Annotated in this window: 25 protein-coding genes and 1 tRNA gene; 5 read left to right on the forward strand and 21 right to left on the reverse strand. The window is 61.9% G+C overall.

Translation table 11 applies throughout. From position 1 onward, the window contains the following. Positions 1-96 precede the first annotated feature (96 nt). The 12 genes from rlmH to HPQ62_RS13650 form a co-directional block, all read right to left on the reverse strand. Positions 97-579, reverse strand: a complete 483-nt coding sequence (gene rlmH, locus HPQ62_RS13595; protein ID WP_174803113.1) for a 23S rRNA (pseudouridine(1915)-N(3))-methyltransferase RlmH — start codon at positions 577-579, stop codon at positions 97-99. A 94-nt stretch (positions 580-673) separates the two neighbouring features. After that, positions 674-1,096 carry a ribosome silencing factor gene (gene rsfS / locus HPQ62_RS13600; protein WP_174803114.1) on the reverse strand — a complete coding sequence of 141 codons (423 nt, stop codon included), beginning with the start codon at positions 1,094-1,096 and terminating at the stop codon, positions 674-676. 109 nt (positions 1,097-1,205) lie between these two features. After that, on the reverse strand, positions 1,206-2,072 hold the full coding sequence (locus HPQ62_RS13605) for a hypothetical protein (protein ID WP_174803115.1): 867 nt from the start codon (positions 2,070-2,072) through the stop codon (positions 1,206-1,208). Further along, a complete protein-coding gene (locus HPQ62_RS13610; RefSeq protein ID WP_174803269.1) occupies positions 2,069-2,650 on the reverse strand; it encodes a nicotinate-nucleotide adenylyltransferase in 582 nt (193 codons plus the stop codon). Before HPQ62_RS13610 ends, HPQ62_RS13605 begins: the two co-directional genes overlap by 4 nt. A 34-nt stretch (positions 2,651-2,684) precedes the next feature. Next, the gene (locus HPQ62_RS13615; protein ID WP_174803116.1) at positions 2,685-3,953 is read right to left on the reverse strand and encodes a glutamate-5-semialdehyde dehydrogenase; all 1,269 of its coding nucleotides are present in this window, start codon (positions 3,951-3,953) and stop codon (positions 2,685-2,687) included. Continuing rightward, positions 3,946-5,091, reverse strand: a complete 1,146-nt coding sequence (gene proB, locus HPQ62_RS13620) for a glutamate 5-kinase (RefSeq protein WP_174803117.1) — start codon at positions 5,089-5,091, stop codon at positions 3,946-3,948. Before proB ends, HPQ62_RS13615 begins: the two co-directional genes overlap by 8 nt. 1 nt (position 5,092) lies before the next feature. Further along, complete coding sequence (gene obgE, locus HPQ62_RS13625; RefSeq protein ID WP_174803118.1) at positions 5,093-6,151, reverse strand: GTPase ObgE; 1,059 nt, start codon at positions 6,149-6,151, stop codon at positions 5,093-5,095. A gap of 118 nt (positions 6,152-6,269) precedes the next feature. Next, entirely contained in the window at positions 6,270-6,824 is a 555-nt protein-coding gene (locus HPQ62_RS13630; RefSeq protein ID WP_174803119.1) for a GNAT family N-acetyltransferase, read from the reverse strand. After that, the gene (locus HPQ62_RS13635; RefSeq protein WP_174803120.1) at positions 6,821-7,459 is read right to left on the reverse strand and encodes a GNAT family N-acetyltransferase; all 639 of its coding nucleotides are present in this window, start codon (positions 7,457-7,459) and stop codon (positions 6,821-6,823) included. The genes HPQ62_RS13630 and HPQ62_RS13635 overlap by 4 nt, the downstream gene beginning before the upstream one ends. Before the next feature lie 144 nt (positions 7,460-7,603). After that, positions 7,604-7,876, reverse strand: coding sequence for a 50S ribosomal protein L27 (gene rpmA, locus HPQ62_RS13640; RefSeq protein ID WP_174803121.1), 273 nt, complete (start codon positions 7,874-7,876; stop codon positions 7,604-7,606). Positions 7,877-7,915: 39 nt separating this feature from the next. Then, complete coding sequence (rplU, locus tag HPQ62_RS13645) at positions 7,916-8,230, reverse strand: 50S ribosomal protein L21 (RefSeq protein ID WP_174803270.1); 315 nt, start codon at positions 8,228-8,230, stop codon at positions 7,916-7,918. Positions 8,231-8,556: 326 nt separating this feature from the next. Next, the gene (locus HPQ62_RS13650) at positions 8,557-10,539 is read right to left on the reverse strand and encodes an alkyl/aryl-sulfatase (RefSeq protein WP_342343715.1); all 1,983 of its coding nucleotides are present in this window, start codon (positions 10,537-10,539) and stop codon (positions 8,557-8,559) included. 351 nt (positions 10,540-10,890) lie between these two features. Here HPQ62_RS13650 and HPQ62_RS13655 point away from each other — a divergent pair. Next, positions 10,891-10,980 (forward strand) — tRNA-Ser (locus HPQ62_RS13655). Positions 10,981-11,128: 148 nt separating this feature from the next. Here HPQ62_RS13655 and HPQ62_RS13660 read toward each other — a convergent pair. From HPQ62_RS13660 to HPQ62_RS13675, 4 genes are all read right to left on the reverse strand, one after another. After that, complete coding sequence (locus HPQ62_RS13660) at positions 11,129-12,577, reverse strand: DUF6880 family protein (protein ID WP_174803122.1); 1,449 nt, start codon at positions 12,575-12,577, stop codon at positions 11,129-11,131. Between the two features lie 281 nt (positions 12,578-12,858). Then, entirely contained in the window at positions 12,859-14,559 is a 1,701-nt protein-coding gene (locus HPQ62_RS13665; RefSeq protein ID WP_174803123.1) for a flotillin family protein, read from the reverse strand. Between the two features lie 23 nt (positions 14,560-14,582). Continuing rightward, the gene (locus HPQ62_RS13670; RefSeq protein WP_174803124.1) at positions 14,583-15,203 is read right to left on the reverse strand and encodes an OB-fold-containig protein; all 621 of its coding nucleotides are present in this window, start codon (positions 15,201-15,203) and stop codon (positions 14,583-14,585) included. Positions 15,204-15,208: 5 nt separating this feature from the next. After that, complete coding sequence (locus tag HPQ62_RS13675) at positions 15,209-16,345, reverse strand: PspA/IM30 family protein (RefSeq protein ID WP_174803125.1); 1,137 nt, start codon at positions 16,343-16,345, stop codon at positions 15,209-15,211. 159 nt (positions 16,346-16,504) lie between these two features. Between HPQ62_RS13675 and HPQ62_RS21195 the strand changes: the two genes are divergently transcribed. After that, positions 16,505-16,633 (forward strand): hypothetical protein, encoded by a 129-nt coding sequence (locus HPQ62_RS21195; protein ID WP_280516281.1) that lies wholly within the window; start codon positions 16,505-16,507, stop codon positions 16,631-16,633. 22 nt (positions 16,634-16,655) lie between these two features. Here HPQ62_RS21195 and HPQ62_RS13680 read toward each other — a convergent pair whose 3' ends face one another. The 4 genes from HPQ62_RS13680 to HPQ62_RS13695 form a co-directional block, all read right to left on the reverse strand. Further along, positions 16,656-17,906, reverse strand: coding sequence for a cysteine desulfurase-like protein (locus tag HPQ62_RS13680; protein ID WP_174803126.1), 1,251 nt, complete (start codon positions 17,904-17,906; stop codon positions 16,656-16,658). A 22-nt stretch (positions 17,907-17,928) separates the two neighbouring features. Next, positions 17,929-18,672, reverse strand: coding sequence for an amino acid ABC transporter ATP-binding protein (locus tag HPQ62_RS13685; protein WP_174803127.1), 744 nt, complete (start codon positions 18,670-18,672; stop codon positions 17,929-17,931). After that, a complete protein-coding gene (locus HPQ62_RS13690) occupies positions 18,672-19,343 on the reverse strand; it encodes an amino acid ABC transporter permease (RefSeq protein ID WP_174803128.1) in 672 nt (223 codons plus the stop codon). Before HPQ62_RS13690 ends, HPQ62_RS13685 begins: the two co-directional genes overlap by 1 nt. 78 nt (positions 19,344-19,421) lie before the next feature. After that, positions 19,422-20,207: an ABC transporter substrate-binding protein gene (locus HPQ62_RS13695; protein ID WP_174803129.1), complete on the reverse strand. Its 786-nt coding sequence runs from the start codon at positions 20,205-20,207 to the stop codon at positions 19,422-19,424. A 157-nt stretch (positions 20,208-20,364) separates the two neighbouring features. Between HPQ62_RS13695 and HPQ62_RS13700 the strand changes: the two genes are divergently transcribed. The 3 genes from HPQ62_RS13700 to HPQ62_RS13710 are packed head-to-tail and all read left to right on the forward strand — an operon-like array spanning position 20,365 to position 22,429. Next, positions 20,365-21,054: a FadR/GntR family transcriptional regulator gene (locus tag HPQ62_RS13700; RefSeq protein WP_174803130.1), complete on the forward strand. Its 690-nt coding sequence runs from the start codon at positions 20,365-20,367 to the stop codon at positions 21,052-21,054. Positions 21,055-21,082: 28 nt separating this feature from the next. Continuing rightward, complete coding sequence (locus HPQ62_RS13705; RefSeq protein ID WP_174803131.1) at positions 21,083-21,496, forward strand: DUF3830 family protein; 414 nt, start codon at positions 21,083-21,085, stop codon at positions 21,494-21,496. 30 nt (positions 21,497-21,526) lie between these two features. Next, positions 21,527-22,429, forward strand: coding sequence for a LysR family transcriptional regulator (locus HPQ62_RS13710; protein ID WP_174803132.1), 903 nt, complete (start codon positions 21,527-21,529; stop codon positions 22,427-22,429). Between the two features lie 13 nt (positions 22,430-22,442). Here HPQ62_RS13710 and HPQ62_RS13715 read toward each other — a convergent pair whose 3' ends face one another. After that, positions 22,443-23,219, reverse strand: a complete 777-nt coding sequence (locus HPQ62_RS13715; RefSeq protein ID WP_206678077.1) for an HpcH/HpaI aldolase family protein — start codon at positions 23,217-23,219, stop codon at positions 22,443-22,445. Positions 23,220-23,295 lie beyond the last annotated feature (76 nt).

Below are 23,295 nucleotides of genomic sequence, written 5' to 3' on the forward strand. Positions count from 1 at the left end.
GAGCGCCTTCAGGTTAACGAAACAACAACGCCGCACGAACACACAATATTTTGATGACCGAGACATCGTCTCAAAGGCAACCGCCTGCGCCACATCTCAGACGCGGTGATAGGGGTGCCCCGACATGAGCGTGACCGCGCGGTAGAGCTGTTCGGCCAGAAGAATGCGCACGATCTGGTGCGGCCACGTCATCGCGCCGAAATTGATCGTCAGATCGGCGCGCGCGGCAAGGGCCGGATCAAGGCCGTCGGCGCCGCCGATCGCGAAGATCATCTCGCGCTTGCCGGCATCGCGGAACTTCTCGATCTGCCCGGCAAAGCCGACGCTGTCGAAGGATTTGCCGTTCTCGTCGAGCAGCACCAGAACGGTATCGGAGGAAATCGCGTTTTCGAGCGCCGCCGCTTCCTCGCGCTTTCGGGTTGCGGCATTGCCGGCGCGGCTTTCATTGACCTCGGTGACGCGGGTGAAATCGAGCCCCTGCGCCTTGCCGGTCTTCTTGAGCCGGTCCAGATAGCGCGCGACAAGTTCCTTTTCCGGTCCGGATTTCAGGCGTCCGACCGCGAAAATGCCGATCTGCATGTGTCTCGTCTTTCAGCCCGCAACAACCGCCCTGCCGGGTGCCTCAGGCATCCAGCGGTCCGTTCGGGCACATCACGCCGGCAACCAGCAAGGGCTAGTGCAGGCGTGCCTCGTTCATCTCAGGCGCCGACCACATCTTCTCGATGTTGTAGAATTCGCGGACTTCCGGCCTGAAAACATGGACGATCACATCGCCGGAATCGATCAGAACCCAATCGCCGGTCTCCTGACCTTCGACCTTGGGCGCGTCCGTTCCGGAATGCTTGATATCCTTCACCAGATGATCGCAGATCGCCATCACGTGACGGCTCGAACGTCCGGATACGACCACCATGTGGTCGCCCAGCGCCGATTTGCCCCTGATGTCGATGGTCACGATATCTTCAGCCTTCGAATCCTCAAGGCTGGCGAGGACGGTGGCAAGAGCCTGATCTGCGGACGAAACGCCGCTCTTCCTGCTCTGAGGCGCCAGATCGGCGCCCTTGGCGTGCAATGTTGTCAGTGTTCTTCCTTTCATCTGGAACAAGCACGGAATGCGACGCACCGACATGACGCGCCGCTTCCCTGAAAATGATGTCAAAGCGGGCCGTGTGCAAGAGTTTTCGGCACAAGAATTACACGATGCCCTAAGGCATCAGACGAAAGGCGATGGCGGTCGCATCGTCGCTGACCTTGTAGCGCGGGAATTTCCGGCCTTCGCTGTCTTCCAGCCGCTCGATCCGGCGGAGCCTTTCCAGAAGCGGCTTGAGCCCGCCGTCGAAGGCCGCTTCGATCAGTTCCGCGGCAGAATAGGCGCCGTAATTGTCGGTGAGCGCGGCAAAGCCATCCGAACAGACAAGTCCGCGCACGGCGCCGTCAAGCGCCACCTCCTCCCGCACCACGCGATCCGCAGCCTCGGGCACCAGACCGAGCGTGAACACCCGGCCATCCGGCGTGTTGTGGCGGCTGCGGCCTGCTCTCAGCGCCGCCATGGTCTCGTCATCGCCCGCGATATCGGCGGCCCCCTGAAACCCGCCGATGCGTTCAAGATGGCGGCGGGCCGCCTCGATCTCGGCATCGCGGCTGCCCTTCAGCGCCGTGGTCTCGAACAGCGCGCCGTCCGTTTCTCTCTGCAGAAACAGCCGGCAATCGCCAAGCCCGTAGGCAATCAGCCTGCGGCCCTCGACGCTCAGCATCTGGAAGGCGGCGGCAGGCCAGGCATAGCGCGGAAGATCACCCGCGCCTGCCCTGGCGCAATAGATGTCCCGCGCTTCGGAATTGATCGCACGCACCGTCTCGATCGCCGTCGAAGGTCCGGCCGCGCCGAAACGGCGGGCGGCGAGATCGGCAAGCCAGGCGGCATCGCTGGAAAAGCCCGCCATAACCTGCCGCCCGGCAATGCCCGTCGCGCCATCGATCACATAGACGCTGTGATCGTTCCACCCGAAGCGGTCATCGCTTTCACCGCCTTGCCGTCCCGGATCGGTGACATGGTCGATGATCGAAAGCCTCATCGTCCGCCCCGCAACAGCGTGGAGCTCTGGTTCGAGCGCGGGCCATGGATGAATGTCCAGGCAGGCGGGCGCATATAGGCCAGCAATTGCGCATCGCGCTCGCTGACCCGCGCCCGGTCCAGCGTTCGTGCTGCCTTCGAGGACAGATAAGTGAGCGTCGCGCCGGGCCGGTCGATCACCGCGATCGGCACGCTTGCGGCAATCCTGCGCCACTCCTGCCATCGGTGGAAAGAACCGAGATTGTCGGCGCCCATGATCCAGACAAAGCGGACGCCCTTGTGGCGGCGCAGGATATGCTCGATGGTGCGCGCAGTATAGGCCGTGCCGAGCCCCTGTTCGAGCGCGGTGACGATGATGCGCGGATCGCTGGCGATGGCCTCCGAAAGCTTGAGCCTTTCGCCAAGAGGGGCAAGGCCATTGCCGCTTTTCAGCGGGTTTCCGGGCGTCACCAGCCACCACAGCCGGTCGAGCCCCAGCCGCTGGATGGCAAGCCTTGCCACCAGCGCATGGCCTTCATGGGGCGGATTGAAGGACCCGCCGTAAAGGCCGATGGTCATGCCGGGTGCCGTTGGAGGCATCACGAGATGGCGGCGCGCGACTGTCCTCACGCCGTCAGGCCCGGGTCTGGCCACTGCCGCGGACCAGATATTTGAACGAGGTGAGCTGTTCGACGCCGACCGGCCCGCGCGCATGCATCTTGCCGGTGGCAATGCCGATCTCGGCGCCCATGCCGAACTCGCCGCCATCGGCGAACTGGGTCGAGGCATTGTGCAGGAGGATCGCGGAATCGATCTCGTTGAAGAAGCGGGCAACGACAGCGGGATCCTCGGCGATCACCGCTTCGGTATGATGGGACGAATATTTTCCTATATGCGCGATCGCACCCGAAATACCATCGACCAGCTTCACCGCGATGATGGCGTCGAGATATTCGGTGGACCAGTCTTCCTCATTCGCTTCTTCGCGGCCCTTCGCATAGTCGATCATATCATGGTCGACCCGCACCAGGCAGCCCTTTGCTTCCAGCGCCTCGATCAGGGGCGCTGCGAAGGTGTCGGCGGCAGCGCGGTCAATCAGCAGGGTTTCGGCGGCCCCGCAGATGCCGGTGCGGCGCATCTTGGCGTTGACGACGATCGCGCGGGCCATGTCGAGGTCTGCGGACTTGTCGACATAGATATGGCAAAGCCCTTCCAGATGGGCGAATACCGGCACGCGCGCTTCCGACTGCACCCGGGCAACAAGGCTCTTGCCGCCGCGCGGCACGATGACATCGACATTGCCGGAAAGGCCGGAGAGCATTTCGCCAACGGCAGCGCGGTCCGTGGTCGGCACGATCTGGATCGCGTCTTCGGGAAGCCCCGCCTTTGCAAGGCCTTCGGAAAGCGCTGCATGAATTTCGGCCGCAGACAGCGCCGAATCCGAACCCCCGCGCAGGATCACCGCATTGCCGGCCTTGAGACACAACGCGCCGGCATCGGCCGTCACATTGGGCCGGCTTTCATAGATCACGCCGATCACGCCAAGCGGCGTGCGCACCCGCTCGATGGCAAGCCCGTTGGGCCGATCCCAGGCGGCGATCACATCACCGACCGGATCTGCCAGTGCCGCAATGGCGCGGATACCGTCTGCCATCGCCTTGATGCGGTCGCCGTTGAGCTCCAGCCGGTCGATGAAGGAACCGGTGATCCCGTTGTCTTTGGCGCGGGCGACATCGTCGGCATTGGCGGCGAGGATCGCGGCGCTGTTCGCCTCGATCGCATCGGCCATCGCCAGAAGAGCCCTGTTCTTGGTATCCGTCGACGCGATCGCGAGCGCGCCTGCTGCCTTGCGGGCGCGGCGGCCGAGATCGGCCATGACGGTTTTCACATCGTGATCAGGCATGGGCCGATCCTTCCCGTTTCTGCACCGACATCACGAGATCGTCGCGGTGGACCATCGCCGCGCGGGCGGGATAGCCGAGGATTGCCTCGATGCCGGTGGATTTCTGACCTGCAATCATCCGGGCCTCGTCGCTGTCATAGCCGGAAAGCCCGCGGGCGATCTCGCCGCCCTGCTGATTGACGATGGCGACGGTATCGCCGCGCGAAAAATGCCCGTCGACGCCGGTGACGCCGGCCGCAAGCAGGCTGTTGCCGCGCTTGAGGGCGGCCGCCGCACCGTCATCGATATGGATCGTACCGGCGGGCAGAAGCTGGCCGGCAATCCAGGTCTTGCGCGCGCTGACCGGCGTGCTCGACGCATGGAAGATCGAATGACGCGCGCCCTCGGCGATCGCCCGCAGCGGATGGTCGATCTTGCCCGACGCAATGATCATCGCGCAGCCGGAACCGGTGGCGATCTTTCCGGCCTCGACCTTGGTGCGCATGCCGCCGCGCGAAAGCTCCGAGGCCGCGCCGCCGGCCATGGCCTCGATCTCGGGCGTGATCGCCGGAATTTCGGCAAGAAACCGAGCATTGGGATCGAGATGCGGCGGAGCGGTGTAGAGCCCGTCAATGTCCGACAGCAGCACCAGAAGGTCCGCGCCGATCATGGTGGCGACGCGGGCGGCGAGCCGGTCATTGTCGCCGTAACGGATTTCGCTGGTGGCGATCGTGTCGTTCTCGTTGATGATCGGCACGGCGCCGACCTTCAGCAATTGTCGCAGCGTGGCGCGGGCATTGAGATATTGCCGCCGCTCCTCGGTGTTCTGCAGCGTCAGCAGGATCTGACCGGCGACGATATCGTGCGCCTTCAGGCTTTCGGTCCAGGCCCCGGCAAGGCCGATCTGGCCAACGGCGGCGGCGGCCTGCGCCTCTTCAAGCTTCAGCGCGCCCGCGGGCACCTTGAGCACCGTGCGTCCGAGCGCAATGGCGCCCGAGGAGACCACGAGCACCTCGACGCCGTCGCGCTTCAGCGCTGCGATATCATCCGAAAGCCGGTCGAGCCAGGCACGCTTCAGCCCGGTCTTTCCATCAACGAGAAGCGCCGAACCGATCTTGATGACGATCCGGCGGTAATGGGCCATCACCCGCCCGCTCATGTCAGGGCTCCCACTTGTCGTGGCGGCCCTTGTCTTCCGTCGGCTCGGGCGCGGTCACGCCGAGACGGGCCTCTTCGGCGCGGATCACGCTCGCCAGTTCACGCTGCACTTCGGTCATGCCGGTCTGGGCAATGGCGGAAATGGCGTGAACCGGGCCGCCGCTTTCCTTTTCCAGCGCCTTCTTCTTCTCTTTCAATGCCTCGTCATCGAGGATATCGATCTGCGACAGCGCCACGATCTCCTGCTTCTCGCCGAGCTCGGGATCATAGGCCTCAAGCTCCTTGCGCACCGTCCGGTAGGCGGAGGCGACATCCTCCTCCAGGCTCGAGACCAGATGGAGGAGAACGCGGGTGCGCTCGACATGGCCGAGGAAACGGTCGCCGATGCCGACCCCCTCATGCGCGCCCTCGATCAGGCCGGGAATATCGGCCAGAATGATCTCGCGCCCGTCAATGCTGGCAACGCCCAGATTGGGGTGGAGCGTGGTGAAGGGGTAGTTGGCGATCTTCGGCCGGGCGCGGGTGACGGTTGCAAGAAAGGTCGACTTGCCGGCATTGGGCAGGCCGACGAGACCGGCATCGGCAATCAGCTTCAGCTTGAGCCAGACCGTCTTTTCCTCGCCCTCAAGGCCGGGATTGGCCCAGCGGGGCGCCTGGTTGGTGGAAGACTTGAAATGGGCGTTGCCGAAGCCGCCATTGCCGCCGGCGGCAAGCCGGTAGCGCGCGCCTTCCTCGGTCAGATCGCAGATCAGCGTTTCCTTGTCTTCCTCGAAGACCTGGGTGCCGACCGGCACCTTCAGGGTCACGCTCTCGCCCTTGGCGCCGGTGCGGTTGCGGCCCATGCCGTGTCCACCGGTCGCGCCCTTGAAATGCTGCTGGAAGCGGAAATCGATCAGCGTGTTGAGGCCGTTGACGGCCTCGATCCAGACGTCGCCGCCGCGCCCGCCGTCACCGCCATCCGGTCCACCGAACTCGATGAACTTCTCGCGGTGAAACGACACCGATCCTGCCCCGCCATCGCCGGAGCGGATATAGACTTTTGCCTCATCGAGAAATTTCATCGTTCGGTCGCTTCAGTTTGAGTGATTGCCGCATCGATATAGGCCATGCGGGCGAAGGTCAAAGATTATCGTTATTTTCGTGGGTGAAGCCGGGCCGCCTGAACGGCCCGGCCAATTATCAAAACCGATACGGTTGAAACGTCGCCGGCGTCAGCGCGGTGGTGATCTCCTGGGTCATGCGGCCGCGGCTCACCGACCATATGTCGCGCTGGCCGGTGACCTTGAAGCCGAGCCGCTGCAACACCTTCAGCGAGGCCGGGTTGTCGGAGAACGCGCCGGAATGGAGCGTCGCCGCCGTCTCTTCGAAAAAGCGTTCCGCCAGGCCCGACACCGCCTCGCTCATGAAGCCGCGGTTCCAGTAATAGCGGCCAAGCCAGTAACCGAGATGATAGCCGCCCTGCCGCCGCTCGATCGAGACGAGCCCGATCGGCACGCCATCACCCGGCTGGGTGATCGCCATGGGCCAGTTATCGTCATAACCGACCTGATCGAGCCACTCGACCGCGTCTTCGAGCGTGAATGTGCCGGGAACACGGGCGAGCATGCGGGTGACATCGGGATCGCCAAGCAGGCTTGCGATCCGTTCGGCATCGCCGGCGCGGACCCGACGCAGCTGCAGCCTCGGCGTCTCGATGACGCGGCAGGGGCCGAGCAATTCGGCCACCGCGCTCATCGCTGGCCTCCCCAGCTCTTCAGCGACATCCAGTTGCGCCGTTCGAGCCGGTACCACTCGACCGCAACCGCGCTGCCGACGGCGAGCGACTGGACCATGCCCGGACCCTGGAACTGGAAGCCGCACTTGTGCAGCACCCGCCTGGAACTGGCATTGACGACCCGGCACCGCGCATCGATATGGTCGACTTCGCTGCGGGTGCGGAAGATCATGTCGATCAGAACCTGAACCGCCTCGGTGGTGTAGCCGTGGCCCCAATAGGGCTCGCCCAGCCAATAGCCGATCTCGACGACATCCTCCTCGTGCGGAATGTTCTCGATCCCGCAGCAGCCGAGGAATTCGCCGTTGTCGGCCTTGGTGATGGCATAGACGCAATTGCCAATCGCGCCCTCTTTCGTTCGCTCCACGAAACTGGCGGCATCTGTCACGGAATAGGGATGCGGCATGCGCGACACCATGGTCGCGATTTTTTCGTTGTTGGCGAGATGGGCAATGGCGTCAATGTCATCTTCGTGCGGGGCTCTCAGGACGAGCCGTTGCGACAGAAGAACGGGGCAATCCCGCCTTTGACTATCCGGCCTTAGCCGCTCTCTGGAAAGCCGGGATTGGCTCTCCCTTTGTAGATCCCTTTGCATTTTCTCAGTCCTTTCCTGGGTTTGAAACGAAAGAAGGGAAGATGGTGGCGTCCCATCTTCCCTTCTCTCTTCAAAACCCAGGTCGGGTGACCTGAAATTTCAAGCCGGGTCAATGAGACGCCGGCTGTTTTAAAGCGTTCCGGCTTATTCCGCTGCTTCGGCCTGTTTCGGGGCCACGGACACATACATGCGGCCATTGCCGCGCGCGCGGAATGTCACGTTGCCTTCGATCTTCGCAAAAATGGTGTGGTCCTTGCCCATGCCGACATTGTCGCCGGGATGCCACTTGGTGCCGCGCTGACGAATGATGATGTTGCCCGGAATGACGTTCTCGCCACCGAACTTCTTTACGCCAAGGCGCTTGGATTCAGAATCGCGACCGTTGCGCGAGGAACCGCCAGCTTTTTTGTGTGCCATTGGAGTTCTCCTTTAAACCTTCGAAATCTGCTCTAACGATCAACCGGCGACGATGTCGGTGATCTTTACGACCGTGTGATGCTGACGATGGCCGCGCGAACGCTTGGAGTTCTGGCGACGACGCTTCTTGAAGGCGATGACCTTCTTGCCGCGGGTCTGCTCGACAACTTCCGCCTTGACGAGCGCGCCCTTGACGAAGGGAGCGCCGATCGTGGCGTCAGCGCCTTCGCCGACCATGAGCACTTCAGCAAATTCAATCTTTGCGCCTTGATCGCCATCGAGCTTTTCGATGGTGATGACATCATCGGCGTTGACGCGGTACTGTTTACCGCCGGTCTTGATGACTGCGAACATATTTTGACCTTTCATGTTCTCGCCCGGTTCTGCGCGCCCGAAAGGCGTGCGACCGTCTTTTTGTCAGTCTGGTTAAAGCAGCGAGTTCGAAGAGAAATTCTTTTCAAAACCCGGTCTGCCGGTGAAACGGGAGCAAGCCCCCGAACATGCGCGCGCCATGAAGACACACGCGTCCGGCAGCGTGCTTACGCCAGAGTTGATCGGAAGTCAATAAACAAGGGGCTTGGCGCGCCATTTTCTGCCGCGCGGTGTCTGCCCGCAGCGCCGGCACCATCTCCCCTGCCCGGATTGGGTTTTCCCTGGGCAGGGGAGCCAAGGCAAACGGGCTACGGCGTGACGATGTTGAACCAGAAATCCGGCACTTCGACATAGCCGAGCAGCGTCTTCACGGCCTCCCGGTCGCCATCGAAGGAGAGGTCGCCCTTCTCGATCGCCTGATCCACGGTCTCCTGCTTGAGAATCAGGCTGGACAGCGTGTCCCGGCTGAGCTTGACCGTGACGTCTGCATCCGGCGCGGTGACGCCCGCCGTATGGTTCAGCGTGCCGTTCGAAAGCTCGAGCAGGTAGCTGCCGTCCTCGCCGCCGAAATCGACATTATAGGTCGCGCTCGCCGTTCCGGCCTTTCCGGCATCGATCAGAATGGCGAGATAGTCGAACAGCATGTCCGGATCCATCGCGCGGATCGTGTCCGGACTGACGCTGTTTGCGACCGGCAGATCGGCAATGCCGTTTCGAAGCTCCTGGGCGCCTGTCAGATAGAAATTGCGCCAGGGCCCGGATTCGGCCTGATAGCCGAGCTGTTCCAGCGCATTGGCCTGCAGCGCCTTCGCCTTCTCATTGGTCGGATCCGCAAAGATCACATCATTGACCACCTGCGCCACCCAGCGATACTTGCCATCCTCATAGGATTGCTGCGCCTTTTCGAGAACCGCTTCGGCCCCGCCCATGTAGTCGACATAATTCTTCGCCGCTTCGGTTGGCGGCAGTTCGTGCAGCGTTGCGGGGTTGCCGTCAAACCAGCCGAGATAGAAATCATACGTCGCGGCGACATCGTGATAGAGCGAGCCGTAATAGCCGCGATTGGCCCAGACATCGGCAAGGGCCGGCGGCAATTCCACCTGTTCGGCAATCTCGCGCTTGGTATAGCCCTGGTTGACGAGATGAAGCGTCTGATCGTTGATGTAACGGTAGAGATCGCGCTGGCTGGTCAACAGCTTGTTGATGTTGTCATTGCCGAAGGTCGGCCAGTGGTGCTGGGCAAACATCACCTCCGCCTCCCCGCCCCAGCGGGTCTTGGCGGCGTTGATATATTTCGACCAGGCGAGCGGATCCCGGGTCTTGGCGCCGCGCAGGGAATAGGTGTTGTGCAGCGTGTGGGTAATGTCCTCGGCCGCCTCGATCGCCTTCTTCTCCTCGATATACCACAGCATTTCCGACGGCGCCTCGGAGCCGGGCGCGAGCATGAAATCATAGGTCAGTCCGTCGATGACCTCTTTCTGCCCATCGCTGGAGATCGTATCGGTGGGCGCGATCAACGTCACCTCGCCGCCATCCGACGTGGTCATGCCGAGACCTGCGCCCACCTGGCCCTTGGCATCTGCCGGCAGGAGCGCACCATACATGTAGGATGCGCGCCGGCTCATGGCATTGCCGGCCATGACGTTTTCCGCGATCGCGGCATCGAGAAAGCCTGCGGGCGCGTAGACCTTGACCTTGCCGGCCTTGACGTCATCCTCGCTGATGACGCCGCGCACGCCGCCATAATGGTCGACATGGCTGTGGGAGTAGATCACGGCCTTGACCGGCCTTTCGCCGCGCTCCTTGTAATAAAGGTCCAGCGCCGCCTTGGCGGTTTCGGATGAGATCAGCGGATCGACGATGGTGATGCCCTCGTCGCCTTCGATGATCGTCATGTTGGAGAGGTCCTGGTTGCGGACCTGATAGATGCCGTCGGTGACCTCGAACAAGCCGGCCATGTTGACCAGCTGAGATTGCCGCCAGAGGCTCGGATTGACCGTGGCGGGAGCCTTGCTGCCCTCCTTCACGAAATCGAATTCGGCCGGATCCCATACGGTGATGCCGGAGGCATTCTTGAGCGGGCCTTCGGGCAGCGGCGCAATCAGCCCCCTGCTGGCATCGGCAAAATCGCCGGTATCGTCAAATGGCAGCGCCTCCAGCACTGCCTTGTTGGCCGCCATGGTCGACGCCGTCGCCTCCTGCCGGACGTCGGCGGCACCGGCCGCGAAGGCTGGACCGGACAGCAGCATGAACCCCAATGCAACGGTGGACAACAGTCTCTTGTTCAACACGCATTCGCTCCTTCACGAGAGCCGGATGAACGGGCAAGGCCGCATTCATGCCGGATGGTCAAGGCGCACCCTTCGCTGCGTGCTTCTTCGACACGCTGGAGGCGAAATCTGGAGGATTATCTATCCTGAGTTAAGGCAAAATCATGGCCGGTCTTGAAGGATATGCCGGCTTTGACCGCGCTCCTGTGTCCACGACCAGGCTGACCTTTGAGGAAGGCCCAGGTGCGAAAGATGACCATGGCCCCTCCAGAAGGCCAGACCGCGCAAAAACTGCAATCATGACCCTTGCAAGAGCGCGCTTTGCCCGCTAAGAGACACCCCGCGTCACAACGCAAGACCACGGCACTTTATGGAGAGGTGGCAGAGTGGTCGAATGCACCGCACTCGAAATGCGGCATACGGGCAACCGTATCGAGGGTTCGAATCCCTCCCTCTCCGCCAGATTTTTATTTGAAAATCAATGGTATATACAGCGACTATCTGAGCATATCGGTGGCACGAAGAGCATGGTTCGCTTCAGGTAGGCGTGAGGGCTGCGACGGGGGCGGTTTGATGAAGCGATCGGCGGGGCCTTTTTGCCGCAGCTTCCTCAGCACAGCCGATCCATGGCCGCCCAAAAGCGCGTTTTCCCGCCTTGTTCGCGTTGCAACTTGTCCAGGTAAACATCGTGTGGCTCGTATGAGCCGAAATCATCGATCTGCAATGCCAGGGTCTCGCACTCGATCAGGTGCCTCGCTGCATGCTTGTAGCGGCTCGAACGGGTGTTCTCGAGGCTGAAGTCGATCATTGCTCTGAGTAGCAGCGTCGCCGCAAGCGGATACCGTTCCTTTAACGCCTCGCTGGCTGGTGTCAGAATTTCATAATCGTTGCCATCGATCTCGGCATGTCGATCCAGAGTGAGTGCATTGGCTTCGCGACGCGCCGGCCATTCCATGAAGAACAGCAGAGCCGCATTCACGTCTGGATAGGCCGCGACCCAGGACATTGCTTTTTCCTCGGCCTCAATGTCATCGAAATCCGGCAGGCGTTTCAAATAGTCGCGAAGGTGCTGCGGTTCGAGCAAGGCTTGGAAGCAACGCCATCTGAACTGTTGCGCCTCATTGGCCCTTCCCAGCGCCTCGAGTGCTTCTGCCCGTGACTGCTCCCATTCCAGAACCGGGAAAGACCGGCCCTTCTCCGGGGACGCCTGATCCAGCCGCGTCAGAGCTTCTCCCGCTCGGCCGGCCTTCAGCAGCCGCTCGGCCATCCTCGCGGCGATAACAGGTGACTTCCTGGCCTGTTCGGTTTGCAGCGCGATATAGGCATCGACATCGCCCTCTGCATCGGCAATTGCCTCAAGCGCGATGTGGGCGGAAAGACCGTCGTGACGGCTATAGACCTCGTCCTCGTGAATCGGTCCGTTCTGGCTCATGCCGATGATCCGGCCCTCCCGTCGGGGTTTTTCCTGTCTGGCCTCGTCGAGCCATTGGGTTGACAGTTCTTTCAGGCATGCAAGTCCGCCAGTTCCGAGTGCCGGGATCATCTCTTCGATCAGCGGATCATATTGCCCGTAGCCATTGTCCTGCAGCGCCTGGAATAGCTTTTCGGCCAATGCTTCCGGGGACGTCTTTGATGCCTTTGCGATGCGCCCCGCATCAGCGCAGGCGGCATGAAAACTCTCAATAAGCGAACCGCTACCATCATCGGAACGGGCAAAAATAGAATCGGACAGATGCAGAAACCGCCAGATCAGCTCCAGAGCTTCATCGGGGTCTTGAGGTTCAAGTTTCTCGGTAATCGCCAAGCGCTGGGTCTCGAGGTCCGCTTTCAGCTTCTTGACCTTTCGCCAGTCGATGAAGCTACGGGCGCGCTGTATGCGGCTGAGGTGCTTATTAATTTCCCGGGCCACTTCGGCGCTGCTTTGTTCCCCGGCGAGTTCCAGGCGCAGGCGTCGCTTATGAGCTGCGCTTCCAGTCGATATTTCGATCAGAAGTTCTGCCAGCCGCTTTGTCCCCAGCGCCTCCAGGTTCTTCGCGTTGAGCGTTGTTTTCTTGGCCATACCTTGCTGGTCCCATTCGATATTGCGCGAACGCTATAACGCAGACAGAGACAGGCCAAGTCCTGTCTAGATTTGTGCCGGGGCAGTCCTTTGCAGCCCATGAGCGGCATCCTATGCGTGAGCGTATATAGTCAATCCGCAGATCACGATGGCGACAATATCCACGCTCAGAGGACGCCGGCAGGCCTGGTTTGCAAGCGGAACATTCGCAGGATGCGGCCCCCGGACGACATATCCGGGGTCGCAAGCCTCGTCGGGACATCATGCCCATGCGCTGATTGTCAGTCGTCCGTGTCGCCATCCAAAGGCGCGGTCGGCTTGTTGCTTTCGCCCTGGTCCCGATGCAGGCTTCCCATCAGCGATGCAATGGCATTGTCACCCTCGAAGCCGGCCTCCTTCAGCAATTGATCAAGGATAGGCTTGTTGGCCTGGTAGGACAATAGCTGGCCGGCCAGGCCTTCGCCCAAGCCGATGCCGCCCGATGCAGAGCCTGCACCTCCGGCACCTCTGCCAAGCATTCCCCCGGTGTCGAAGATACGGATGTCGGAGATCTTCTCGATCGGCTTTACCGCTTCGGCCAGAGCTTCTGGAATGATGCGGATGCGCTCGCGCAGGATCTCGTATTCGATGATGGCTGCACTCAGCTTGTTGCGCGCCTCATTCAGCAGAGCCTCGCTCTGGGCCTTGGCCTTTCCGGTCTCCAGCACGCCCTTGGCATTGATGATGGCGGCTTCCGCTTCGGCATTGGCGAGTGTCTTGATGGCATCTGCCTTGTCGAGAGCCGCCTGCTTTTCCGCCTCGGCACCGACCGTCACGGCAGTGGCTTCCGTCTCGGCGGTCTTGCGTGCATCGATGACCGCGATCTGGCGCTCACGCTCGGCGATTTCGATGGCGCGTGCCGTGCCGACCTTTTCCTCTGCGGCAATGGCAAGGGCGCGCGCGGTTTCCGCAGCCGCCTTGGCCTCTGATTCCTGGCGGCTCTTGTTAGCTACGGCGATGGCGCTTTCCTGTTCGACGATCTGGAGATCCCGACGCGCCTCGGTGTCGCGCTGCTGGACAGCGCGGGTCGTGTCGATATTGGCGCTCTCTCGCACCTGCTTTGCCAGTGCTTCGCGCTCGGCAATAGCCTGTTCGGCGCCGATACGGGCCTCTTCCTCGGCACGCTTGGCTGCCTGTTCCTGCTGCGCTGTCTCCGCCCGCGTCGCGGCCGACTTGTTGGCAATGTCGCGCTGCTGATTGAGCTCCGCCTCGCGTTTCGTGCGCTCGATCGTCAACGACTGCTGGCGTGCCTCAAGATCCTTCTGGGCGATGGCCACTTCAGTGTCGCGGACGATTTCGTTGCGCTCCTTCTTGCGGCCTTCGGTGATCCGGGTGAGCGCGGCAAGACCATGTGCGTCGAAGAAGTTGTTTTCGTTGAAGTGCTTGATGTCCGTCTGGTCGAGGCGGGTCAGAGACACCGATTCGAGCTCAAGTCCATTGGACTGAAGGTCGGCACCCACGGCTTCCTGCACGGCCTTTACGAAATCCATGCGCTGTTCCTGTAGTGCGTCGAGCGTCATGGTGGCCGCCACCGAGCGCAAGCCATCGACGAACTTGGCCTCGATCAGCACCCGCAACTGTTCGGCATCATTGGTCCGGCTGCCGAGGGTCTGTGCCGCCAGCGCGATCGAAGATGCATCGGGCTTGACGCGAACATAGAATTCAGCGCCGATATCCACGCGCATGCGGTCCTTGGTGATCAGAGCATCGCCCTCGCCGCGCCGGACCTCCAGGCGAAGGGTTTTCAGGTTCACCCGGGCGATCGAGTGAAAGATCGGCAACACGATGGAGCCGCCATCCAATACGACCTTCTGACCGCCGAGGCCGGTGCGAACATAGGCCTCGTCACGGCTGGAGCGGGTGTAAAGCGTGGCAAGGACCAGGCCGATGCCGCAAATCAGGACAACGCCGACTAGGGCGGGCAAAAACAGACCGTAAAGCATGGAAACTCCTGAAATAGGTGCCGCTAGGATGAAAGAAGGTCCGGCGGGGCCGGTATTGCAAGAAAGACGCCGGAGGCAAGATCAACGACAAGCACCGGCGCGCCAACCATGATTGGGACTTGGTCACCGGCGGCCCTGGCGCGCAGCACGTGCCAGTTGCCATGCTGGTCCTGCAGTTTGACGCGACCGGGAAGCCCCTGATCGAGCGGACCGACGGTGACTTCGCCGATACGGCCGATCAGATCTGCCAGGTCCACGGCGTATGTCTCATCCTTCGGCACGATACGGGCGACCCATCGGCTGGAGACACGCACGGCCGGCAAGGCGAGAACGAGCGCGGCAAGGCTTGCCACAATTGACGGCAACGGAGACCAGAGCGCGCCGGCGCCAATCTGGATGACAAAACCCGCCATCGAGAACAGCCCAAGCATCAGCATGATCAGGATCAAAACCGGCACCCTGCCAACATTCAGCCAGGACATCAGTCCGGATATGTCGCCATGATCGTCCGGCAGCAGGTTATCGACCGTCTCGCCCACTGAGAAACCGATCATCAGGCAGACCAGTTCGATGCCGACGAGCGCAAACAGCATGATCGCAGCCACGGCAAAGGGAAGGGAATCCTGCGAAAGGAAAAGATCCATAGGGGTCAGTTCCGATTGGCCTTGAACGCGTTAAGCCTTGCCTCGATCGCCCGTTCGCGGTGCAGCCTGTCAAGTTCGTCCAGTTCGGCGCTGGCGGAAGTTTCGCTTCCCGGCACGCCCGTGACGCGGGTAATGGCTGCGGCCGCACGATTTGCGCCGGCGAGCGCGCCCGGCTTGCCCTGGCTCGCCCCCGTCTCATCGACAATGCGTGAGGCGCTGCTCTTCAGCTCGACCAGCCGAGCCTCGACTTCGCGCTGCGTCGCGAGCACCGCCTGCAGGGCCTGCTGGCCGTCCTTTATCTGGCTTTCGACATCGGCCATTGCCTTGTCGAGTGCCGCAAGCTGCGATTCCAGATCAATCTGGCGGGCAACGCCGGCCTTGGCGAGGTCATCGCGGCCGGCGTCCACTGCTGCCGTGATCTTTTCCTCCAGCCTCTGGATATCCGCGGCAATTTCCTTGTGGCGGCTGAGAATGCGGAATTCCTCGGCGCGGGCCTTGCCGATGTCGTTGCGGGCCTCTTGGGCGGCCTCGGCGATCTCGCGCAGCGCCTGCTCCACCACGATGATCTTGTTGCTTCCTTCCGCCTTGTCGACGGCATTGTTCGCAAGACCGGCAATAAGGCGCCCCATGCGGGACAGAATGCTCTCGTTCATCATCATATTCCCCTCCGTTCGATGGCTGTGTGGCGTGACGCCGATCAGGATGTGATATCTGCCATTTTCTGCCAGAAGCTGTGCGTTGAAGACCTCGAGTTGTCCGTTGCTGTAGCCGACGACATCATAGGGTATCGAAACCCGGCCCCTCACGGTCGCGACCGTGAGATCAGTCGGCCCCTTGATGGTAAAAAGCTTTTCGTCCAGCGGCAGCCGGTCAATGGCAGGCTTGCGCCCCAGGCTGGACGCAAAGTCTCGCAGCCCCAGTGTGACCATGCGTGCCGGAAGCCCCGTTCGGGTTCTGATCGTCTCGTAGGCGAGTTCGTGCAGGGTCACGAGGTTGGCACCGGCCTTGCCGATGGCGGTCTCCGCCGTGAGCATCGAGAACATGGCGGCATAGGCGGCCATCGTCTCATCCAAGGCCTCCCTTGCGGCCTGTCCGGGTGCGAGCTCGTAACGCAGTATGGCGGTCTGTGGCGAATTTTGCATAGCATCAACGTAAAGCACCGCTTTTGTGCTTTCAAGGGCTGTTTCAATTTTTAAATGCATCTTCTCTAGATGCACGCAGATGGAAGTTGCAGACCATGGCGCACAGGGGCTCTCACACGCGGCACGTTACGACACGGCTCGGCATTTCAAGAGACGCAAATGGCAAAGAATGGATGTGCCCGCCCATTCATTGGCGACGAGCACGAGGACCTCTTCGACAAAGGTCCGGAAGCCCTGAAGGGGGCCGCACGCGGCTTGAGCATGCTTCCGGAAAAGCGCGACCGGTAGGGCCGGCGAGATCGGGTAGGCTTCACGAAACCGAGGAGCCGTCGGACAGAATCGTGTCCAGCGCGGCCGTCAGGCGATCGACTTCCTCGATGGTGTTGTAATGCACCATCGAGACGCGCAGCATGCCGCCGTGGTCGGTGAGACCGAGATATTCGGCAAGGCGGCGCGAGTGGAAATCGCCGTGCCGGATCGCGACCTGAAAGCCATCGACCTTACGGCAGATGTCGGCGGCATCCCGGCCATCCAGTCGGAAGGCGATCGTGGGCACCCGCCGGCGACCATCCGCTGACGCATCGCCGATGATGGTGCAGTCGTTGCGGGCTCTCATATAGGCCAGCAGCCGCTCGGAAAGGGCTTCCTCCTGTGCGGTGATCGCGCGGTAGGCGGCCTCGACCTTCATCCTTGACGAACCGGTTTCTCCGGCCCGTTCGCCAAGCCCAGTCAGATAATCGACGATGCCGCAGGTGGCGTAGGCGAGTTCGTAATTCGGATTGCCGGGCTCAAGCTTGCCCGGAACCTTCTCTTTCCCGTAGAAGTAGTGATAGAGCGTGTCGAGTTCGGCGAGAAGCGCGTATTTTCCGTACATCAGCGCGTAATGCGGACCGAACACCTTGTACAGGCTGAAGACGTAGAAGTCGGCGTCGAAAGCCTGAACGTCGATGGCACGATGGGGCGCATAGGCAACTGCATCCACGCAGATCAGAGCGCCGCGGGCATGCACGAAATCGGCGATCGCGCGGATGTCGTTGACGGCGCCGAGGATGTTGGAGACATGGGTGACCGCGACCAACCGGGTGCGCTCGCTCATCAGCGGCTCCAGATCCTCCAGCTTCAGCGTGAGCGTCTCCCGGTCGAGGGGCCAGAATTTCACCACGACGCCGCTCGCCTGCAGCCGATCCCACGGGCCGATGTTGGATTCGTGGTCGCTGACGGTGACGATGATCTCGTCGCCGGGCACAAACTGGCTTTCCATGGCGCGGGAGAGGTTTTGGAGGAGAACCGTGGTCGAGGGGCCGAACACGATTTCCTCCGGTCGCGCCGCGTTGACGAGCGTCATGCCCGCTTGGCGCGCCTCGTGCAACGCGGCAGCCGCCGATTGCGACACCGCATAGGATCCGCCGATCTGGACATTCTTTTCAAATAGAAACGTGTTGATGCGGTCGACAGCACTTTTCAGTATCTGCGAACCGCCGGCATTGTCGAAGAACGTGCAGTCCTGTTTCAGTCCTGGAAACTGGCTGCGCACGAAATCGAGATCGGGCAAGGGGGGCATTTGGTCTACCTCTTGATGTTGTTCAGTGGTTAAGGACGGCGCGCAGGAAAGCGCGTGTGCGCGGCTCGGCGGGCGTGTCGAAGACGTCGGCAGGCGTTCCGGCCTCGACGATGCGCCCGCCATCCATGAAGATCACCCGGTCGGCGACCTGACGGGCAAAGCCCATTTCATGGGTGACGACGATCATGGTGACCCCGGTCTTGGCGAGATCACGCATCACGTCCAGCACTTCTCCCACCATTTCGGGATCGAGCGCGGATGTCGGCTCATCGAACAGCATCACCCGCGGCTCCATCGCGAGCGCCCGCGCAATCGCGACGCGCTGCTGCTGGCCGCCGGAAAGCTGCGCCGGATATTTTTCCGCCTGCTCGGCGATTCCCACTCGGCTCAGGAGCGCCAGCGCGAGCGTCCGCGCGCGCGCCGCCGAAAAGCCGCGCACCCGCATCGGCGCCAGCATGACGTTGCGGACCACGCTCATATGCGGAAACAGGTTGAAGCTCTGGAACACCATGCCGACTTCGGCGCGCACCTGCGCAAGTGCGGGGCCGCGCCGGACCGCAAGGCCATCGATTTCGATCACGCTACCGGCGTCGCAATCCTCGAGCCGGTTGATGCAGCGGATCAGCGTCGACTTGCCGGAACCGGACGGGCCGATGATGCAGACGACCTCGCCTTCCGCGATATCGAGATCGATGCCGTGCAGCACGGTGAAATCGCCGAACGCCTTTGTCAGGCCGCGCATGGAAACGAGCGTGCGGCCGGTCATCAGCGGCGCCCCCGGCTGAAATGCTGCTCCAGCCGCGCGACCACCGAAACCATCGGCCACAGCATCAGCAGGTAGATGATCGCCGCGCCGATAAGCGGCGTCGGATTGGCGTGGAGCGCCTGGGCCTGGGTCGCCTGCTTCAGGAGATCCGGCATGGCAACCACGGAGGCAAGGGCGGTGTCCTTCAGGACGTTGATGCAATTGTTGGTGAGCGGCGGAATGACGATGCGGATCGCCTGGGGCAGGATGATATCGGCCATGGTATGGCGATCGGACAGCCCGAGCGCGCCGGCCGCCTCGAACTGCCCGCGCGGGATCGCCTGGATGCCGGCGCGAAAGATCTCGGCGGTGTAGGCCGCCGAAACCAGCGACAGGGCGGTGACGGCGGAGAGAAACGCGGACAGTTTGATGCCGACGAAGGGCAGCGCGTAGTAGACCACGATCAGCAGCACCAGAAGCGGTATCGAGCGGAAGATATCGATATAGACGCGGATCAGGGCGGTGACCGGACGCGGCGCGTATAGCCTCATGATCGCCAGAAGGAGGCCGCCGGCCAGGCCTGCGAGAATGCTGGTGATGCCGATCTCGATCGTGACCAGCAGGCCGCGCAGCAATTGCGGCAGACTGTCGATGAAGACGTCGACATTCAGGAATGTATTGATCAGGTCCATGGAAGACGAAGGCTCCGGGAGCGCCGGCCGACGCGCCAAAGCGCGCCGGCCGGCCTTGATGGGAATGACAGGCGGGCGTTACTTCGCCTTGGGCATATCCATCACTTCAACCGTGGACGTGCCTGCATCCGGCGCCGTGCCGAACCAGTTTTCGTAGATTTCGGCAAGCGTGCCGTCCTCTTTGAGTTCGGTGATCACGGTGTTCACCTCGCCGGCAAGGGGTGCGTCCTTGTTGAACATGATCGAATATTTCTCGCCGGTCGGAATGCGCTCGACCACCTTCAGTTCGGGCTTGTCCTTCACATAATAGAGAACGGCTGGAATGTCGGAGATGTAGCCGTCGATACGACCCGCCGACATGTCGAGCATGGCAGGCGCGAGGCCTTCATAGCGCTTGATATCGGAAAAACCGTATTCGCCCTTGTGGGCTTCGGCCCACATGTCGCCGGTCGAGCCGGTGTCGACGCCGACGACCTTGCCGTCCATGCCCTCAAGTCCGGTGATGCCGGTGGAGGTTGCCGTCGAAAGCGACTGGTCGCTGTCATAATAAGGCTGGGCGAAGGACACCGATTCCAGGCGTTTGTCGGTAATGGTGATCGACGATACCGCCATGTCGATGCGACCGGACTGCACGGCGGAGAACAGGCCGTTGAACGGCGTGTTGACGAATTCGACGGTCTTGCCCATGCGGTCCGCGATCTCGGTCACGAGATCGACCTCGAAGCCGACCGGCTTGCCGCTTGCATCTTCGAATTCCCACGGAACATTGCCGATATTGGCGCCGACGGTCCAATCCGCAGCATTGGCACCGGCAGCCGCCAGAAGTGCTGCAGACAGAAGCGTCACGCGAAGTGTATGTTTCATAAGAGTTCCCCTTGTTTTTTTGGTCGAAACGGATGTACCAATGGTACTCCGGACTAACTGGTCTGACCAGTCAGTCCATTCATGCACGGCTTTGACCGCTTTGCAATATGCCGGATAAAAAATAGACTGTGACGCGAGAGAAGAAGGGCGGGACTGCATGCTAACAAAGACATTGCTGCCACAGTCGGTGGCGCGCCAGCTGCAGTCGATGATCCAGTCCGGCCAGCTGAAGGATGGCGAAAAGATACCATCGCAACGGGACCTTTCGATCCAGTTCGGCATCAGCCGCGCCTCGCTTCGCGAAGCGCTGCTGACGCTGGAGACATTGGGGCTCGTCAAGACCGAGCCCGGACGCGGCACCTTCGTGACCCTCAATCGGCAGCAGAATGCCGGCACGGCCGAGACCTGGCGCTATGCCGACAGCTATTCGGTTTTCGATGCCTTCCAGACCCGGATCATGCTCGAGGGCGAGATCGCCCGCCTGGCCGCCGGTCGGCTGACCCAATACCAGCTGGACCTGATGGAAAACGCCACCGCGACGATGGAGACGAGCTGGGCCGAACAGGATCTGATCGCCAATGTCGAGGCCGACCTCCAGTTCCACAGCACGATCGTGTCCGCCTGCTCCAACGCCATGCTCCGCAATCTTTATGACGTGGTGCGCGACACGCTGACCGAAACCCAGCGCCAGCCGATCCCGCGCACCGACCCGGAGCGCATGAAGGCCTCCGTCGGCGAGCACCGCAAGATCATCGCCGCATTGCGCGCCGGCGATGCCGAGGCCGCGGGCGCGGCCATGCAGAACCATATCCGCAACACGGCGCAATGCGCCGGTCTCCAGCCCTGACCCCTCCCCTCCTGCCAATGGATTGCCCATGAAACTGAAGATCACCGCCGGCCCGTTCGTCTTCGACGCCGTTCTCGAGACCGAAAAGGCGCCAGAAACCTGCAAGTCCTTCGCCGCGCACCTGCCGTTCAGAAGCCAGGTCGTGCATGTGCGCTGGTCCGGCGAAGGCGTCTGGATCCCGCTCGGCGACAAGGATTTCGGCGTCGGCTATGAAAACCACACCAGCTACCCCGCGCCGGGCCAGTTCATCCTTTATCCCGGCGGCATCAGCGAGACCGAGATTCTTCTGGCCTATGGCGGGGTCCATTTCGCATCGAAAATGGGACAGCTTGCCGGAAATCATTTCATTACCGTCACATCCAATCTCGACAAACTGCACGAACTGGGCACGATGGCGCTCTGGAAAGGCGCGCAGGACATCGTGTTCGAAAAGGCCGAATGACCAGCCCGCCAGGTTTGGAGCAGACGGACATTGAACCTCAGACAGCTTGAGATATTCCACGCGGTGATGACCTCGGGAACCACGGTCGGCGCCGCCGAGGCGCTTGGCATGTCGCAGCCAGCGGTCTCCAACGCGATCAGGCATCTGGAGCTGGTGGTGGGTTTCACCCTGTTCGAACGGCTGAGCAACCGGCTGGTGGCGACCGAAGAGGCCAAGCTGCTCTATGCCCGTGCCGAGCCGATCTTCCAGCTCCAGCAGAGCGTCAACCAGAGCGCGCTCGACATCAAGGCGGGCCATATCGGCCGGATCCGCGTCGTCGCCACATCGGAGGTGACCGAGTCGCTGGTGCCGATGGCGATGCGCGAGTTCCTGGAGCGCTTTCCCGACGTGTTCGTCGTGCTCGATACCAAGCCGCTTCACAATGTGCTGGAGGCGGTCGAGGCCGGGATTGCAGATGTCGGCTTCGCCATCGATCCGGGCGAGCGCCATTCGCTGCTGCTGCAGCCGATCGACGAACTGCGCACCGTCTGCATCTGCTCCGCCGACAGTCCGCTTTCAAAATTGCCGTTCGTGACGCCGCAGGATCTGGCGCAGGAGCGGCTGATCTGCCCGCTTTCAGGCACCCGGATTGCAATGCTTCTGGAAGAGGCCTTCCGCAAATCGGCGATCCCCTATGAGCCGAAGGTGGAGGTGCGGTTTCTGAATGCGGCAGCCCGGATCGTGCAGGAAGGCTGGGGCGTGGCCCTGCTTGACGAGGTGACGGCAACCTCCGGCCATTATTCCGACCTGACCGTGCTGCCGTTCGAGCCGCGCATTCCGCGGCCGCTGACGGCGATATTGTCCCGCAGCCACGCGGTTTCGCGGCATTCGCGCGAATTCATACGCACCTTCACGCTGACCACCGGAACGCGGATCGCCGAGATCAGGGGCTGACGGCCGTCCTGTTTCAGGCCTCTTCGGCGATCTTGCGAAAATCCGCCAATGCGCGCGCGGCGCCGTCAAAAAGCAGATTGATCTCGTTGGTGGCGACAATCATGCGCGCGCCGAAGTCGAGCGCGTGGCCGCGCAGCATCTCCGGCGGCAACCCCATGGTTCCGAAGGTCTTGCCGCTTGAACCGGCCGCCCGGCCGATCTTCTCAAAAGCGGATCTGACATCGGGATGGCCGATATCGCCGGGGTGGCCGAGGGCGGCGGCAAGATCGTTGGAGCCGATCATCAGCCCGTCGATCCCGTCAAGCGCCGCGATATCGCCTGCCGCCTCAAGCCCGCTCCGGCTTTCGATCATGGCAATGACCTTCGTGCTGGCCTCGGCGGTTTCGACAAGCCTTGCCACCGTCACCGGCTCGAAGCCGTTGATGGCAAGCGGGCCCGGCAGAGCACGCTCCCCGATCGGCAGAAAGCGGGTCTTCCTGACGATGGCACGGGCTTCTTCCAGCGTATCCACATGAGGAACGATCACACCCACCGCTCCGCAATCGAGCACGCGGGCGATATCGGCGGAGGACGGGCCGGTGACGCGGGCATAGACCGGCATCTTGGCAAGCAGCCCCGCCACGCAGATATCGGTCACCTGATCCAGCCCGATGCGGCCATGCTCCATGTCGACCACCAGAAAATCATAACCGGTCCGGCTGGCAATCGACACCATCTCGACGGTTCCGACGACACAGACGGCAAGGCCGATCGTGGCGTCAGCGGCAGGCGGGCTAGCTTGGTGTTTCATGATGCTTCCAACGTATTGAGACTGGCAGTCACTGTCTTTATCGCCATCGCAACCGCGATAATCAATGCGAATTATG

Origin of the sequence: Martelella limonii, assembly GCF_013344475.1 — a bacterium.
GTDB lineage: Bacteria > Pseudomonadota > Alphaproteobacteria > Rhizobiales > Rhizobiaceae > Martelella > Martelella limonii.

What these genes read in the sequence shown, in the direction of transcription:
- rlmH (WP_174803113.1), bottom strand. Translation starts at nt 579, where the DNA reads ATGCAGATCGGCATTTTCGCGGTCGGACGCCTGAAATCCGGACCGGAA.
- rsfS (WP_174803114.1), bottom strand. Translation starts at nt 1,096, where the DNA reads ATGAAAGGAAGAACACTGACAACATTGCACGCCAAGGGCGCCGATCTG.
- HPQ62_RS13605 (WP_174803115.1), bottom strand. Translation starts at nt 2,072, where the DNA reads ATGAGGCTTTCGATCATCGACCATGTCACCGATCCGGGACGGCAAGGC.
- HPQ62_RS13610 (WP_174803269.1), bottom strand. Translation starts at nt 2,650, where the DNA reads ATGCCTCCAACGGCACCCGGCATGACCATCGGCCTTTACGGCGGGTCC.
- HPQ62_RS13615 (WP_174803116.1), bottom strand. Translation starts at nt 3,953, where the DNA reads ATGCCTGATCACGATGTGAAAACCGTCATGGCCGATCTCGGCCGCCGC.
- proB (WP_174803117.1), bottom strand. Translation starts at nt 5,091, where the DNA reads ATGAGCGGGCGGGTGATGGCCCATTACCGCCGGATCGTCATCAAGATC.
- obgE (WP_174803118.1), bottom strand. Translation starts at nt 6,151, where the DNA reads ATGAAATTTCTCGATGAGGCAAAAGTCTATATCCGCTCCGGCGATGGC.
- HPQ62_RS13630 (WP_174803119.1), bottom strand. Translation starts at nt 6,824, where the DNA reads ATGAGCGCGGTGGCCGAATTGCTCGGCCCCTGCCGCGTCATCGAGACG.
- HPQ62_RS13635 (WP_174803120.1), bottom strand. Translation starts at nt 7,459, where the DNA reads ATGCAAAGGGATCTACAAAGGGAGAGCCAATCCCGGCTTTCCAGAGAG.
- rpmA (WP_174803121.1), bottom strand. Translation starts at nt 7,876, where the DNA reads ATGGCACACAAAAAAGCTGGCGGTTCCTCGCGCAACGGTCGCGATTCT.
- rplU (WP_174803270.1), bottom strand. Translation starts at nt 8,230, where the DNA reads ATGTTCGCAGTCATCAAGACCGGCGGTAAACAGTACCGCGTCAACGCC.
- HPQ62_RS13660 (WP_174803122.1), bottom strand. Translation starts at nt 12,577, where the DNA reads ATGGCCAAGAAAACAACGCTCAACGCGAAGAACCTGGAGGCGCTGGGG.
- HPQ62_RS13665 (WP_174803123.1), bottom strand. Translation starts at nt 14,559, where the DNA reads ATGCTTTACGGTCTGTTTTTGCCCGCCCTAGTCGGCGTTGTCCTGATT.
- HPQ62_RS13670 (WP_174803124.1), bottom strand. Translation starts at nt 15,203, where the DNA reads ATGGATCTTTTCCTTTCGCAGGATTCCCTTCCCTTTGCCGTGGCTGCG.
- HPQ62_RS13675 (WP_174803125.1), bottom strand. Translation starts at nt 16,345, where the DNA reads ATGCAAAATTCGCCACAGACCGCCATACTGCGTTACGAGCTCGCACCC.
- HPQ62_RS21195 (WP_280516281.1), top strand. Translation starts at nt 16,505, where the DNA reads ATGGCAAAGAATGGATGTGCCCGCCCATTCATTGGCGACGAGCACGAG.
- HPQ62_RS13680 (WP_174803126.1), bottom strand. Translation starts at nt 17,906, where the DNA reads ATGCCCCCCTTGCCCGATCTCGATTTCGTGCGCAGCCAGTTTCCAGGA.
- HPQ62_RS13685 (WP_174803127.1), bottom strand. Translation starts at nt 18,672, where the DNA reads ATGACCGGCCGCACGCTCGTTTCCATGCGCGGCCTGACAAAGGCGTTC.
- HPQ62_RS13690 (WP_174803128.1), bottom strand. Translation starts at nt 19,343, where the DNA reads ATGGACCTGATCAATACATTCCTGAATGTCGACGTCTTCATCGACAGT.
- HPQ62_RS13695 (WP_174803129.1), bottom strand. Translation starts at nt 20,207, where the DNA reads ATGAAACATACACTTCGCGTGACGCTTCTGTCTGCAGCACTTCTGGCG.
- HPQ62_RS13700 (WP_174803130.1), top strand. Translation starts at nt 20,365, where the DNA reads ATGCTAACAAAGACATTGCTGCCACAGTCGGTGGCGCGCCAGCTGCAG.
- HPQ62_RS13705 (WP_174803131.1), top strand. Translation starts at nt 21,083, where the DNA reads ATGAAACTGAAGATCACCGCCGGCCCGTTCGTCTTCGACGCCGTTCTC.
- HPQ62_RS13715 (WP_206678077.1), bottom strand. Translation starts at nt 23,219, where the DNA reads ATGAAACACCAAGCTAGCCCGCCTGCCGCTGACGCCACGATCGGCCTT.